This window comes from Bradyrhizobium rifense, from assembly GCF_008123425.1.
GTDB classification, from domain to species: Bacteria; Pseudomonadota; Alphaproteobacteria; order Rhizobiales; family Xanthobacteraceae; genus Bradyrhizobium; species Bradyrhizobium rifense.
In genome coordinates this window covers 1-12,933 of the sequence record NZ_VSSS01000105.1, presented here as the reverse complement: position 1 = coordinate 12,933, position 12,933 = coordinate 1, and the positions used below count along the sequence as shown (strand labels likewise).

Here is a 12,933-nt window from a genome sequence, read left to right as displayed (position 1 = left end):
GGCTGCGATGCGACAGGCGAAATTTTAGTCAGCTGCCGGCTTCGCTGCGTATTCTCGGCCGCTACGCCGCCTGCGCAACTAGCCCGTCGATCATCGCGCGTACGAGGCTCGCGATCTCCTTGCGCAGCGCCGGCAGGGGAACCGCGACCAGCCTTTGCTCAAGTCCCAGTGCCACCATGCCATGCACGGCCGAGAACAGGCTGCGTGCGGTGATGCCGAGCTCCTCCGCATCTCGCTTTGGCAACAGCGCAGCGAGCGGCTGGTAGATGTGGCGAAACAACTGCAACTGGTCATCGACCGACCAGTCGGGGAGGGCCTTCTCGGTCTCCATGCGGTGCTCGAACAGGGCGCGCCAGAGCTGGAGATTTTCTGCGGCGAAATCGCAATAGGCAATTGCGATGCGGACCAGCGTCTCCTTTGGCGATGGATTGCCGGCGCGCACCGCCGCGCTGAGCGCGTCGTCGAGCCGGAGCAGCGTGCGCGAGCCGACGCGCAGGACCAGCTCGTCCACATCGGCAACGAGATTGTAGACCGCACCATTGGCGCAGCCGATCTCGCGGGCCAAATCGCGGGTTTTCAGGCCGGCCAAGCCACGGGTCGCGATCATCCGCTCGGCTGACAGAACTAGGTCCGCGCGCTGTTTCTCCCGACGGTCCAAGGCCTTAGTCATTCGTTAACCAAAATCATGAGCACCGCTCAAATATTTCTTGAACGATGTTCAAGATTGCTGCTACTAATCATTTGTGAGCAACGCTCATAACAGGGAGCTGCAGATGTTCAAGACCGTAGTAACGCTTTTCCGCGGCAGCGTGGCCGCCGCGGGCGAGGAGCTGGAGGACCGCACGGCCCTTCTGATCCTCGACCAGCAGATGCGCGATGCGGCCGCGGCCGTCGAGCGCAGCAAGCGGACGCTGGCGCTGGCCATCGCCCAGGACCAGCAGGAGGGCCGCAAGCTCGAGGCGACTGTCGCCCGCATCGCCGATCTCGAGACCCGCGCGGTTGCGGCGCTCGATGGTGGCCGCGAGGATCTCGCCAAGGAGGCGGCCGAAGCCATCGCCGGCCTCGAGGCCGACCGCGATGCGGCGCTGACGGCGCGTGCATTGTTCGCGACCGAGATCGCCCGGCTGAAGCGGCACGTCGCAACTGCGCAGGCCCGCATCACCGAGCTCGATCGCGGCCGTCGTGTCGCCCGCGCCTCGGAAGCGGTGCGCTCGCTTCGCCGCAGCGGCATCGAAGCAGCTCGCCCTTACGAATCCACGCTGCCGGAAGCGGAGAGCACCCTGAGGCGGCTGCGCGAACGGCAGCTTGAGGCCCAGGCCGCCGATGACGCGCTGGTCGAACTCGATGCGGCCACCGGTCCGCTCGCGACCGCCGAACGACTCGCCGAACAGGGCTTTGGTCCCCGGCTCAAGACAACCGCGGACGATGTGCTGGCGCGGTTGAAGTCCAAGCGCATGCCCACCGCCTGAACTTGAACCCCAATCATCAATCGAACCAACAGGAGACGATCATGAACCAGAACGGCCAACCCCACAGCGGCGCCTGGGTGACCTTCACTTACGCGTCCTTCGCAGCCTCCGCGTTCCTTGTCGCCATCGGCATCTTCTTCCTGCCGATCGACCTCTGGATGAAGGGCTATCTGACCATGGGCATCGTGATGCTGATCCAGACCTGCATCACTTTGACGAAGACTGTGCGCGACAATCACGAAAGCAGCCGGCTCGTGAACCGGATCGAAGATGCCAAGGCCGAGCGGCTGCTGATGGAAGTCTCCAAAGCCGCTTGAGGCGAGAGCGCATCGAAGGGCGACGCCATCTTCAACATGGGCGGTGGATGCGAAAGCATCCGCCGCCTGCGCAGCGCTGTAGCTGCGCGCGATGATCGAAGCGCTTTATATCGCGCCTGCGAAATGCAACCGAGCCATGACGGATCACGCAGGCCTGTGCCCTTGCGCACCGGCTTGGCCCGGAGCACTCTGCGCATGCGGTGCAAAGAACGCCGCCAATAAAGACGGCATGAGGAAGCATCCATGGCGGTGACGCGGATCGACTGCGACATCCACCCGGCGGTTGGTGGCACGCGCACGACGCTGCTTCCTTATCTCAGCGATCACTGGAAAGAGCAGGTGGTGAGCCGTGCGATCGACGGCCTCGACCTCACCTCCTATCCGCCGAGTATGCCGTTTTCCGGTCGCTCCGACTGGCGGCCGACCAATGGCACGAAGCCCGGCTCTGATCTGGCGATGGTGCAGAAGGGCGCCTTCGACCAATTGGGCGCGAGCCACGCGATCCTCAACGTGCTCTACGGCGCTCAGGCCGTGTTCGACGCCTATATGGCGGCGGATTTCTGCAAGGCGATCAATGACTGGATTGACGCCGAATGGCTTTCGCGCGACCCGCGCCTGCGCGCCTCCATCGTGGTGCCGATGCAGGCGCCGGATCTCGCCATCGAAGAGATCGAGCGCCGCGCGAGCGACAATCGCTTCGTCTCCATCCTGGTGCTGGCGCAGGGCGAGACGCTGCTGGGCCGGCGGCATTTCTGGCCGGTCTATCAGCTCGCCGAGAAATACAAGCTGCCGCTCGCGATCCATGCCGGCACGCAATATCGGCAGGCGCCGAGCTCGGCCGGCTGGCCGTCGCATCGCTATGAATATTACTTCGTCGAGGCACAGGCGTTTCAGGCCCAGATTCTGAGCCTGATCTACGAGGGCGTGTTCGGTAAGTATCCCGATCTCAAGGTCGTGTTGATGGAGTCAGGCGTGAGCTGGCTGCCGGCCTTCATGTGGCGTGCCAACAAGACCTGGCGCGGCGTCCGCGTCGAGGTGCCCTGGGTCGAGCGCGAGCCGGCCGCGATCATCCGCGACAATTTTCGCGTCACCATGCAGCCGTTCGATGCGCCCGGCGACGCCAAAAGCGTCGAGGAGATCATCGACCAGATGGGCTCCGACAAGATGTTCCTGTTCGCGTCCGACTATCCGCACTGGCAGTTCGACGGCGACGATCCGATCCCGCCGCATCTGCCGAAGAGCATCATCGCAAAAATGTGCGTCGACAATCCGCTGGAGACGTTTCCGCGGTTGTTGCTGAACTAATTTGGAGGTTTCGCATGAGTGAAGTCATCGACCGTCCATTGCGTGACGACGAGAAGCCTGCCGCCTCGCGGCTGCGCATCGTCGATTGCGATGTGCATCCGAGCCTGCATTCCCTCGACGATCTCAACGAGTTCCTGCCAAAGCGCTGGCAGCAGCATCTGAAGGAATATGGCAGTCATCTGCGCACGCCCTATCTCTTTACCACGCCCTATCCACGCTCCTCGCCATTGATCGCGCGGCGCGATGCCTGGCCGCCGACCGGAGGGCCGCCCGGTTCCGACCTTGCCTTCATGCAGAAGCAGCATCTCGATCCGCTCGATGTCGAGTTCGGGATCCTGCAGGTGCTCGATCTCTTCATCTTCTCGCAGCAGAACCTCGAATTCGGCGCGGCGATCCAGCGCGCCATCAACGACTGGCAGCTGGCGTTCTGGTCGCACCGCGATCCGCGCCTGAAGGCGTCGATCCTGGTCGGGCAGGACGGCACGGATCTGGCGATCGCCGAGATCGAGCGCTGTGCCAGGATCGGCGAATACATCCAGATCAATGTCTCGCCGCGCGCCAACGAGCCGCTTGGCCGCCGCCGCTACTGGCCGATCTACGAACGGGCGCAGGAGCTCGACCTGCCGCTCGGCATTCACACGGGGGGCTATGGCGGCCACGCGCCGACCGGCGGCGGCTGGCCGTCCTATTATGTCGAGGAGCATCATTCGAATGCCCACACCATCGCGGCGCAGCTCGCAAGCCTCGTCATCGAGGGCGTGCTCGAGCGTTTTCCGAAACTGAAGATCGTCTTCATCGAGGGCGGCTTTGGCTGGGTCCCGGCAGCGGTGTGGCGGATGGACCAGCACTTCGAGCGCTTCCGCACCGAGGTGCCGCATCTCAAGCGAAAACCGTCGGAATATGTCCGCGAGCACTTCTGGTTCACGACGCAGCCGGTTGACGAGCCCGACGAGGCGCGGCATCTGCGCTCGCTGATCGAATGGGTCGGCATCGATCGCCTCTTGTTCTCGTCGGACTATCCACACTGGGATTTCGACGATCCGCGCTTTGCGTTCAAGACGCCGCTCACGGAGGCTGAGCGCAAGATGATCTTCAGCACCAATGCCCGTACGGTCTACAAGTTCTGATCACCATGGCCCGTCACATCGTCGCGCGCACTAGCGAGATCCCGCCCGGCGGCAACAAGGTCGTCGATATCGCGGGTCGCGATATCGTCGTGTTCCACGTCAATGACGAGTTCTTCGCGCTGTTGAATCGCTGTCCGCATGAAGGCGCGCCGCTGGAGAAAGCGGCTTGCGTGGCGCGGCTGACCTCGCCCGAGCCCGGCATCTATGAGCGCTCGCGGGTCGGGGAGATGCTGCGATGTCCCTGGCACGGCTGGGAATTCGACATGCGCAACGGCCAGTCCTGGTTCGATCCGAAACGGGTCAAGATCCGGTCATATCCGGTTGCGGTGGAACGCGGCGACGAATTGCAGAAAGGCCCGTATGTCGCCGAGACGTTCCCGGTGCATGTCGAAGACAGCTATGTGATTGTCGAGGTCTGAGCCGGCATTGCCGATTGAGATTCCAACGCAAGTGCGATATGGCTCTCGCGCTTTCAGAGGCGGAGACGAGCTTTGTCGAAACAATCCCTGCGCGAGGAGGCCGAACGCCTGATCCGCGAATCGATGGAAAAGAAGACCATCGTCGTCAAGCAGGGCTCGACCCGCATCGAGGCCGTCTGCGGCAAGTGCGGCGCGCCAAACCGGGTTCAGGCGGAAAAAGGCCAGAGCCGCGCCAAATTCGCCTGCAAGAATTGCGGGCACCAGCAAGAGACGCTGTAAGGCGCTCAGGCCGGCCGCTGCCGGCTCCGCCTGCGGCTGGTCGCCCTCAGGACGAGCGCGAAATGCTTGGCGGGTTCGCCAGCCAGAACCCGAAAATTGACGCGTCAGACGCTCGGCGATAGCCTGCAACCCTTGGTCGTGCCGAGGGCAGGGGCTTTGCTATGGTGTCACGTACAAGGACGGGTGCTCGAGCCGCCGCGTCGCGGCGTTCGCCGCGAGCCGCCAGCGCCAAAAATCGTCAAGTTGCAGCAGCGAAGCAGCTGGTCCGCGTTCCCGATAGTGCGCGTACGCGCCAGAAGGGCGCCAGGCGTCTGAAGGACGCCAATCCGCATCAGCGGGTCGACCTGACCCTGACGTTGCGTGGGCCGAAGCTGCCGGATGCGGCAACGTTCGCCGGACGCACGCCGTCGTTGGCTCAGTTCAGGGCGAAGTGCGGAGCCTCGAAGGCCGATGCCAACAAGGTCTCGCAGGTGTTGCGCGAGTTCGGGCTGAGCATCGACGAAGTCTCGCTCGAGACGCGCAGCATGAAGGTGAGCGGCACTGTTGCCGAGATGGAAGCGGCATTCCACCCTCACCTTGGAATCTACGAAAGCGCCAAGCAGGGCACGTTCCGCGATCGCGAGGGCGAGTACGAGGTGCCCGCGGAGCTCCAGAAGATCATCACGGCGGTACTCGGATTTGGCGAACGGCGGGTCGCCGGCAGAAAGCCGTCGAAGGTGGCTGCAAAGACCGCGCATCCGCTCAAGCCATTCGCGCCTCGTGATATCGAGGATCATTATCGTTTTCCGCAAGGGCGCGGGGCCGGCCAGAAGATTGCGCTGGCGGAGTTCGGCGGCGGCTATTTTGCCGACGATCTCTCCGCCTATTGCAAGTTGTTCGATCGTGACGTGCCAACGGTGAAGCGCATCTCGATCGACGCACCGATCCGGAACCTCGCACAGATGAAGCGCCTGAAGCCAGCTAATCGGCGTGACGAGATCGACTACACCGGCGAAGTGATGATGGACGTGCAGATTGTTGCAGGGTTGTGCCCGCAAGCAGAGATCCTGGTCTACTTCGCGAAGGATCATCAGAAGGGCTGGGTCGATCTGCTCAACCAGGCCATCAAGGATCGGCCGGTGGTGCTTTCGATCAGCTGGGGCGCCGCCGAGGACTCCGGCGACTGGTCGAAGGCGGCGCTGAATGCGATCAACGAACGGCTGAATCTCGCCGCACTGCGCGGCGTCACCGTTTGTTGTGCTGCGGGGGATGACGGGTCCGGCGATATGCAGACCAACAAGCGCGCGCATGTCGATTTTCCGAGCTCGAGCCCCTATTCGCTGGCAGTCGGCGGAACCATGATTCGCCACAAGTCCGGCAAGGCCGTCGAACAGACGTGGCGCGTCGGCAAGGGGCGGCGCATCCGCGATGTGGGCGGCGCCACCGGCGGCGGGGTCAGTTCGATCTTCCCCAAGCCGGGCTGGCAGAAGGTCTCGGTCGCATCGCTGAACAAGAATGGGATCAAGGGACGTATCGTTCCGGATCTTGCGGCGCTGGCCGGTCCGCCGATGTACGATTTGATCTTCCAGGGGGAGAGAAGCCCCGGCGGCGGCACCAGCGCATCGACGCCCGTGCTGGCTTCATTGATCGCACGCGTCAATGCGCTGCTGCCGCCCCGCAAGCGACAGCGCTGGCTCACGCCGCTGCTCTACGGGAAGACGTCGCACGGTCTCGCGATGGGGCGGCTCGTCTGCCATGACATCACGATCGGCAACAACGTCTCGAATCCGAAACCCGGTATCGGATTCGAAGCCGGCTCCGGATTTGACGCCGTCTCCGGCTGGGGCGTGCCGATTGGAGCCTCGCTGTTGCTGGCTCTCGGTGGAGCGGTCTAGCTCTCCTTCACGAACTTCGCGAACGCATCCGCGTAATCCGGATGCCAGCGCGACAGCGGCGGGCGGTTCTCGACGATATCGCCGGCGGCCCAGAGCATGCGCTTCTCGTCGAGTGCGCGCGGCACGTCGTTGTCCGGGCAGAGGATGTAGAAATCGCCAGCCTCAAGCCGCGCGATCATGAAATCGACGGTCTGCTCCGGCGTCCACGCGCCGGCCGGCTTCTCGGTGCGGCCCTTTGCGGTGAGCCCGGTGAAGACGAAGCCGGGGATCAGCAGATGCGCGGTGATGTGGCAGTCTTTCGTGTTGCGCAACTCGTGCTGGAGCGCTTCCGTAAAAGCCTTCACGCCGGCCTTGGAGACATTGTAGGCGGGATCGCCGGGCGGGGTTGTGATGCCTTGCTTGGAACCGGTGTTGATGATCAGTCCGGCCTTGCCGCGCGCGATCATGTTGGGCGCGAAGATGCGCGCGCCGTTGATGATGCCCCACATGTTGACGCCGATGATGCGCTGCCAATTGTCCGGCTCGCCGAACAGCGTGCTGCCCGGCTGGATGCCGGCATTGTTCATCAGCAGATCCGTGCCGCCGAAATGCGCGCCCACGGCGCGTTCGAGTTCCGTCACGTTTTTGGCCCGGCTGACATCGACAACCGATGTCATCACATTCGTGGCAGCCGTCACGGATGACAATTTTGTTGCGACCTCTGCCAGCCGGGCTTCGTCGACATCGGCGATGCACACCTTCATCCCGGCGCGCGCAAACGCTGTTGCCGCCGCAAGACCGATGCCGGATGCGCCCCCGGTGATCACGGCGACGTTGCCCTTGGCGATGACAGGATGCGGCATGGCTATTCTCCGGGAAGGGCGTTGCACTCGGCTATAAGATGGCGCTCGCGCGACCCTGCACAAGTCGGCATGGCAGGGCTTCGTTCCATGCCGACTTTACGCCCTTCAGGCGCCGCTGTATTCTGTTTGACCTAACGATCCCGCCCAGATCGAACCCAATCAATCATCCTACCTAGGGAGTGCAGCCATGGCTGTGTCGCAGGCTATTCCGATCACGCGCCATCCGTTCGCCAACGGGTCCTACAAGCAGATGCTGATCGACGGGAAGTGGGTCGATGCCGCGTCCGGCAAGCGCTTCGAGACCCATAACCCTGCCACCGGCGAACTGCTCGCAACCGTTGCCGAGGGCGACAAGGAAGACATCGATCGTGCGGTTGCCGCCGCCCGCCGCGCCTTCGAGGGGCCCTGGAGCAAAGTAAAGCCGTTCGAGCGGCAGAACCTGCTGCTCAAGCTCGCCGACCTCGTCGAGAAGAATTTCGACGAATTGTCGCAGCTCGACACGCTCGACATGGGCGCGCCGCTCAGCCGCACCCGCGCCTATCGCCTGCGCGCCGTCGGCATGCTGCGCTACTACGCCGGCCAGACCACCGCGATCCATGGCGAGACCATCGAGAACTCGCTGCCCGGCGAAATCTTCTCCTACACGCTGAAGGAGCCCGTCGGTGTCGTCGGCGCCATCATTCCCTGGAACGGCCCCCTCACCGCGACGCTCTGGAAGATTGGTCCGGCGATCGCGACCGGCTGCACCGTGGTGCTCAAGCCCGCCGAGGAAGCGCCGCTGACCTCGCTGCGCATCGCCGAGCTCGCGATGGAAGCCGGCATTCCGCCCGGCGTCGTCAACGTCGTGCCCGGTTATGGTGAAACCGCGGGCGCCGCGCTCGCCTCGCATCATGACGTCGACAAGGTCGCCTTCACCGGCTCGCACGTCACGGGTCAGTCGATCATCCGTGCCTCAGCCGGCAACCTCAAACGCGTGTCGCTGGAGCTCGGCGGCAAGTCGCCGGACATCGTGTTCGCCGACGCCGACCTCGATGCCGCCGTACCAGGTGCAGCGATGGCGGTGTTCGCCAATTCGGGCCAGATCTGCAGCGCCGGCACGCGCCTGTTCGTCGAGCAGTCGATCTACGAGGAGTTCGTCGGCCGCGTCGCCGAATTCGGCAAGAAGCTGCAGGTCGGCAATGGCCTTGATCCCAATACCCAGATCGGCCCGCTGGTGTCGGAGCAGCAGCTCGAGCGCGTCACCAGCTATCTCGACATCGGCCAGAAGGAAGGCGCGCGAGCGCTCGCCGGCGGCGGCCGCGTCACCGAAGGGGCGCTGTCGAAGGGTTTCTTCGTCTCGCCGACCGTGTTTGCGGGCGTCCAGGACAACATGCGCATCGCGCAGGAAGAGATCTTCGGTCCCGTCATCTCCGCGATCGCGTTCAAGGACATGGACGAGCTGGTCAAGCGCGCCAACAACACCACGTTCGGCCTCGGCTCGGGCCTGTGGACGCGTGACGTCACCAAGGCGCATGCGGTCGCGAAACGCTTGCGCGCCGGCTCGGTGTGGGTGAATTGCTACCAGGCGATGGACCCCGCGGTGCCGTTCGGCGGCTACAAGATGAGCGGCTACGGCCGCGAGTCCGGCAAGCAGCATGTCGAGGAATATCTCAACGTGAAGGCCGTCTGGATCAAGACGGCGTAATAACTGTTCTCTCTCGCGTTCCGCGGGGAGGAAATATCTGCTTTTGGTGGGGGCGGCGCCTTTTCCGGCGGCCGCCCCTCGCTATATGATCCGCATCCTTTCATAGACATCCGGGGTCCGCATGAAATTCGAGGCGTTGTTTAGACCGTTGCAGGTCGGTCCGTACAAGCTCGCGCATCGCGTTGCGATGGCGCCGCTGACGCGCATGCGCGCCGAGCGCGAGAGCTTTTCGCCGCGGCCGCTCAATGCCGAATATTACGGCCAGCGCGCCACGCCGGGCGGTCTGCTGATCGCTGAAGCTTCGCCCGTGCTCTCGCACGGCCGCGGCAATCCGGCGACGCCCGGCATCTATTCAGAGGCGCAGATCGCCGGCTGGCGCAAGGTGACGGATGCTGTGCATGCCAAGGGCGGCATCATCTTCCTCCAGCTCTGGCATGTCGGCCGCGTCTCGCATTCCTCCTTTCATGGCGGCGAGCTGCCGGTCTCGGCTTCGGCGATCGCGATCAAGGCCGAAGGCATGAAGGCGATGACCGCCGACGGCAAGATTTCTGACTACGAGACGCCGCGCGCGCTGGAGACCGACGAGGTCAAGGGCATTGTCGAGGCGTTCCGGCAGGGCGCGAAGAACGCGCTCGCCGCCGGCTTCGACGGCGTCGAGATCCACGGCGCCAACGGCTATCTGCTCGAGCAGTTCTTGCAGTCGCGCAGCAACCGGCGCGCCGATCAGTATGGTGGCGGAATCGAGAACCGCGCGCGGCTTCTGATGGAAGTGACGCAGGCCGCGATCGACGTCTGGGGCGCCAATCGCGTCGGCGTACGGCTGTCGCCGCACGGCATCGCCAACGATTCCGGCGAGCCCGACCCGATGCCGCTCTACACCCACGTGGTGAAGACGCTCGACAAGCTCGGCCTTGCCTATCTGCACTTCATCGAGCCGCGCTCCAGCGGCGCCGGCCGTGCCGACGTCCACTGGGAGAACGTGCCGTCGGCGATGGTGCTATTCCGTCCGCACTACAGCGGCGTGCTGATGACCGCGGGCGGGTTCACTGGCGAGACGGCGAACGCGGCGATCGCCGACGGCCACGCCGACATCATCGCCTTTGGCCGCATCTTCATCTCGAATCCCGATCTGCCACGGCGCCTGGAGCACGACTATCCGGTCACGCCATATAACCGCGCCACGTTCTATGGCGGCGAGGAGAAGGGGTATACGGATTATCCGGTTTATGACGAGCTGACGCCGGCGTAGGGACGTTCGTAGCCCGGATGGAGCGCAGCGAAATCCGGGTTTTCGTTCCGCGAGGCAAAAGACCCCGGATTGCGCTTCGCTCCATCCGGGCTACGGAGTTATTGTGTAGCTCCGACCGCACCACAAACTCCGTCATTGCGAGCGCAGCGAAGTAATCCAGCATCCCGCCGCGGAAAGACTCTGGATTGCTTCGCTACGCTCGCAATGACGACGGAGAGACTTCCATGGCCAAAGCCGCAGTCGCCGCAGGAACCGCCACCGGCCAATGCCTCTGCGGCAAAGTCACCTTCGAGATCGACATCCCCGCGCGATGGGCCTGGCACGATCATTCCGCCGCCAGTCGCCGTGCTCATGGTGCTGCCTACGCCACCTATGTCGGCAGCTGGAAGAAGCGCTTTCGCATCATCTCCGGCAAGACCGCGTTGACCCGCTACGAGGACAAGGCGACAAAGACTGCGCGCAGCTTCTGCGCCCATTGCGGTACGCCGATCGCCTATGAGCGCCCGCGCGGCCCGCACATGGTCAACATCCCGCGCGCGCTCTTCAAGGAGCGCACCGGACGCCAGCCGCTCTATCACATCGCGATCGAGGAGTTGCAGGAATGGGCCTATACCGGCGAGCCGCTGGTGCCGTTGAAGGGCTTTCCCGGCGTGGTCTGGCAGCGCTCGAAAAAGAAGAAGCGCGCTAGCGGCGAGGATCCGTTCGAGCTCGGCCGCGAGGAGGCATTTTAGCCTTCGCGTTGGCCGACGCCGCCGCGCGCGGCGCAGCCTTCTTCGCCGGCGGCTTGGCCGGCATCGTCGCCACGAAATCGAGCGCGCGCTTCACCCAGATCTTGAGCCCGGCATCGGATCGCGTGCCCTCATCAGAGACCCGCACGAACCCGGTCATGATGCGCCCGCGCATTTCCATCGGACTCGTGTGTGGCTCCTTCAGCATCCGCGCATGCGCCTCGGGGCCGATGCGAAACAGCATGCCGCCGCGGCCGCTGATGGTGCAGCACATGACGTTGTCCACCATGAAACAAAGGCCGCCCATCATCTTCTTTTCCGCGACGTGGCGTTGGCCCGCCAGCAACTTGCGAACCCGTGCAGCGGTGCCTTCGTCGTAGGCCATGACGGTCCCTCCGGCTTCGGCCTATCCTTCCAGCTTCTCGTCGCGCGCGCAAGGCAGCCATGAGCGCGCTTCCTTGCGCGCATCCCGCGACTTCGGCCATCATGCGCGTCGCCTCGCGGCATCGCCCGCGAGGCCTGGAGGAAACATGAAGAACAAGATCACCGGCCGTTCCGCCTTTCTCGCGCTGCTCAAGGACGAGGGCATCACGCATCTGTTCGGCAATCCCGGCACCACCGAGCTGCCGATCATGCATGCGCTGAAGGACCATCCCGATCTCACCTATGTGATGGCGATGCAGGAGAGCCTGGTGGTCGCGATTGCGGATGGCTATAGCCGTGCCTCCGGCAAGCTCGTCGCCTGCAACGTCCATGTCGCGCCCGGCCTCGGCAACGCCATGGGTTCGCTCTACAACGCCCAGTTCACGGGGACGCCGATGATTTTGACCGCGGGCCAGCAGGAGCAGGGCCACGGCCTGATGGAGCCGGTGCTTTATGGTCCGCTGGTGCGCATGGCCGAGCCGCTGGTGAAATGGGCGGTCGAGGTGACGCGGCTGGAGGATTTGCCGCGTATCGTGCGCCGCGCCGCCAAGGTCGCGATGACGCCGCCGACCGGGCCGGTGTTCATCTCGCTGCCCGGCGACATCCTCAATAGCGAGGCCGGCATCGATCTCGGCCGCTCCACCCGCATCGACGCGCGCGTAAAGCCGTCGGACGAAGCGCTCAGGACTTTTGCAGCGCGGCTGCTGAAGGCCGAGCTTCCGGTGATCGTCACCATGGACGAGGTGGTCAAGAGCGATGCGCTGAAGGAAGCGGCCGAACTCGCCGAGTTGCTCGGTGCTGCCGCCTACCAGTCCTCGACGCCCTATGGTTCGCACTTCCTCTCCGAAAGCCCGAGCTTCGTCGGAACGCTGGCGCGCGTGCAAAAGATCGCGCGCGATACGCTCGCGCCGTACGACCTCCTGGTCGCGCTCGGCGGCGATCCCCTGCGGATGTCGGTCTATAGCGAGGTCGATGCGCTGCCGGATGGCCTCGGCATCGTGCAGGTCGGTCTCGTCGATTGGGAGATAGCCAAGAATTACGGCGCCGAGATCGCACTCAAGGCGGATGTGAAGGAAACGCTGCGCGCGCTGATCCCGGTGCTCAAAGAGATGGGCGGTGCCGCGCTGGCAAGTCGCGCCAGGCAGCGGCTCGCAGAGCTTGCGCCGAAGAACTGGACGGCGCGGCGCGGCGTGCTGGTCGAGCAGATGGGCAAGAGC

General features: G+C 64.2%; 14 protein-coding genes. 11 read left to right on the top strand and 3 right to left on the bottom strand.

The genetic code is table 11. The features are described 5' to 3' along the window. Positions 1 to 61 precede the first annotated feature (61 nt). Positions 62 to 670: a TetR/AcrR family transcriptional regulator gene (locus tag FXB40_RS46070; RefSeq protein WP_148778875.1), complete on the bottom strand. Its 609-nt coding sequence runs from the start codon at positions 668 to 670 to the stop codon at positions 62 to 64. A gap of 103 nt (positions 671 to 773) precedes the next feature. Between FXB40_RS46070 and FXB40_RS46065 the strand changes: the two genes are divergently transcribed. From FXB40_RS46065 to FXB40_RS46035, 7 genes are all read left to right on the top strand, one after another. Then, positions 774 to 1,469 (top strand): PspA/IM30 family protein, encoded by a 696-nt coding sequence (locus tag FXB40_RS46065; protein ID WP_148778874.1) that lies wholly within the window; start codon positions 774 to 776, stop codon positions 1,467 to 1,469. 41 nt (positions 1,470 to 1,510) lie between these two features. Next, positions 1,511 to 1,786, top strand: a complete 276-nt coding sequence (locus FXB40_RS46060; protein ID WP_148778873.1) for a YiaA/YiaB family inner membrane protein — start codon at positions 1,511 to 1,513, stop codon at positions 1,784 to 1,786. A gap of 243 nt (positions 1,787 to 2,029) precedes the next feature. Further along, complete coding sequence (locus FXB40_RS46055) at positions 2,030 to 3,091, top strand: amidohydrolase family protein (protein WP_148778872.1); 1,062 nt, start codon at positions 2,030 to 2,032, stop codon at positions 3,089 to 3,091. 14 nt (positions 3,092 to 3,105) lie between these two features. Further along, positions 3,106 to 4,218, top strand: coding sequence for an amidohydrolase family protein (locus FXB40_RS46050; protein WP_187437590.1), 1,113 nt, complete (start codon positions 3,106 to 3,108; stop codon positions 4,216 to 4,218). Positions 4,219 to 4,223: 5 nt separating this feature from the next. Then, positions 4,224 to 4,637 carry a Rieske (2Fe-2S) protein gene (locus FXB40_RS46045; protein ID WP_148778870.1) on the top strand — a complete coding sequence of 138 codons (414 nt, stop codon included), beginning with the start codon at positions 4,224 to 4,226 and terminating at the stop codon, positions 4,635 to 4,637. 72 nt (positions 4,638 to 4,709) lie between these two features. Next, on the top strand, positions 4,710 to 4,916 hold the full coding sequence (locus tag FXB40_RS46040) for a hypothetical protein (protein WP_148778869.1): 207 nt from the start codon (positions 4,710 to 4,712) through the stop codon (positions 4,914 to 4,916). A gap of 161 nt (positions 4,917 to 5,077) precedes the next feature. Continuing rightward, positions 5,078 to 6,790 (top strand): S53 family peptidase, encoded by a 1,713-nt coding sequence (locus tag FXB40_RS46035; protein ID WP_148778868.1) that lies wholly within the window; start codon positions 5,078 to 5,080, stop codon positions 6,788 to 6,790. On the opposite strand, the gene FXB40_RS46030 is transcribed toward FXB40_RS46035, so the two are convergent. Then, positions 6,787 to 7,632 carry an SDR family NAD(P)-dependent oxidoreductase gene (locus FXB40_RS46030; RefSeq protein ID WP_148778867.1) on the bottom strand — a complete coding sequence of 282 codons (846 nt, stop codon included), beginning with the start codon at positions 7,630 to 7,632 and terminating at the stop codon, positions 6,787 to 6,789. The genes FXB40_RS46035 and FXB40_RS46030 overlap by 4 nt on opposite strands. A gap of 187 nt (positions 7,633 to 7,819) precedes the next feature. Between FXB40_RS46030 and FXB40_RS46025 the strand changes: the two genes are divergently transcribed. The 3 genes from FXB40_RS46025 (at position 7,820) to FXB40_RS46015 (ending at position 11,296) form a co-directional block, all read left to right on the top strand. Continuing rightward, positions 7,820 to 9,316 carry an aldehyde dehydrogenase family protein gene (locus FXB40_RS46025; RefSeq protein ID WP_148778866.1) on the top strand — a complete coding sequence of 499 codons (1,497 nt, stop codon included), beginning with the start codon at positions 7,820 to 7,822 and terminating at the stop codon, positions 9,314 to 9,316. A 121-nt stretch (positions 9,317 to 9,437) separates the two neighbouring features. Beyond that, entirely contained in the window at positions 9,438 to 10,565 is a 1,128-nt protein-coding gene (locus tag FXB40_RS46020; protein ID WP_148778865.1) for an alkene reductase, read from the top strand. Between the two features lie 224 nt (positions 10,566 to 10,789). Continuing rightward, positions 10,790 to 11,296 (top strand): GFA family protein, encoded by a 507-nt coding sequence (locus FXB40_RS46015; RefSeq protein WP_148778864.1) that lies wholly within the window; start codon positions 10,790 to 10,792, stop codon positions 11,294 to 11,296. Here the strand turns inward: FXB40_RS46015 and FXB40_RS46010 are convergent. Then, on the bottom strand, positions 11,250 to 11,678 hold the full coding sequence (locus tag FXB40_RS46010; protein WP_187437589.1) for a TfoX/Sxy family protein: 429 nt from the start codon (positions 11,676 to 11,678) through the stop codon (positions 11,250 to 11,252). The two genes, FXB40_RS46015 and FXB40_RS46010, sit on opposite strands and share 47 nt — an antisense overlap. A gap of 145 nt (positions 11,679 to 11,823) precedes the next feature. Between FXB40_RS46010 and FXB40_RS46005 the strand changes: the two genes are divergently transcribed. Continuing rightward, positions 11,824 to 12,933, top strand: a 1,110-nt coding sequence (locus tag FXB40_RS46005; protein ID WP_148778863.1) for a thiamine pyrophosphate-binding protein, incomplete at its 3' end; no start/stop codon positions are given.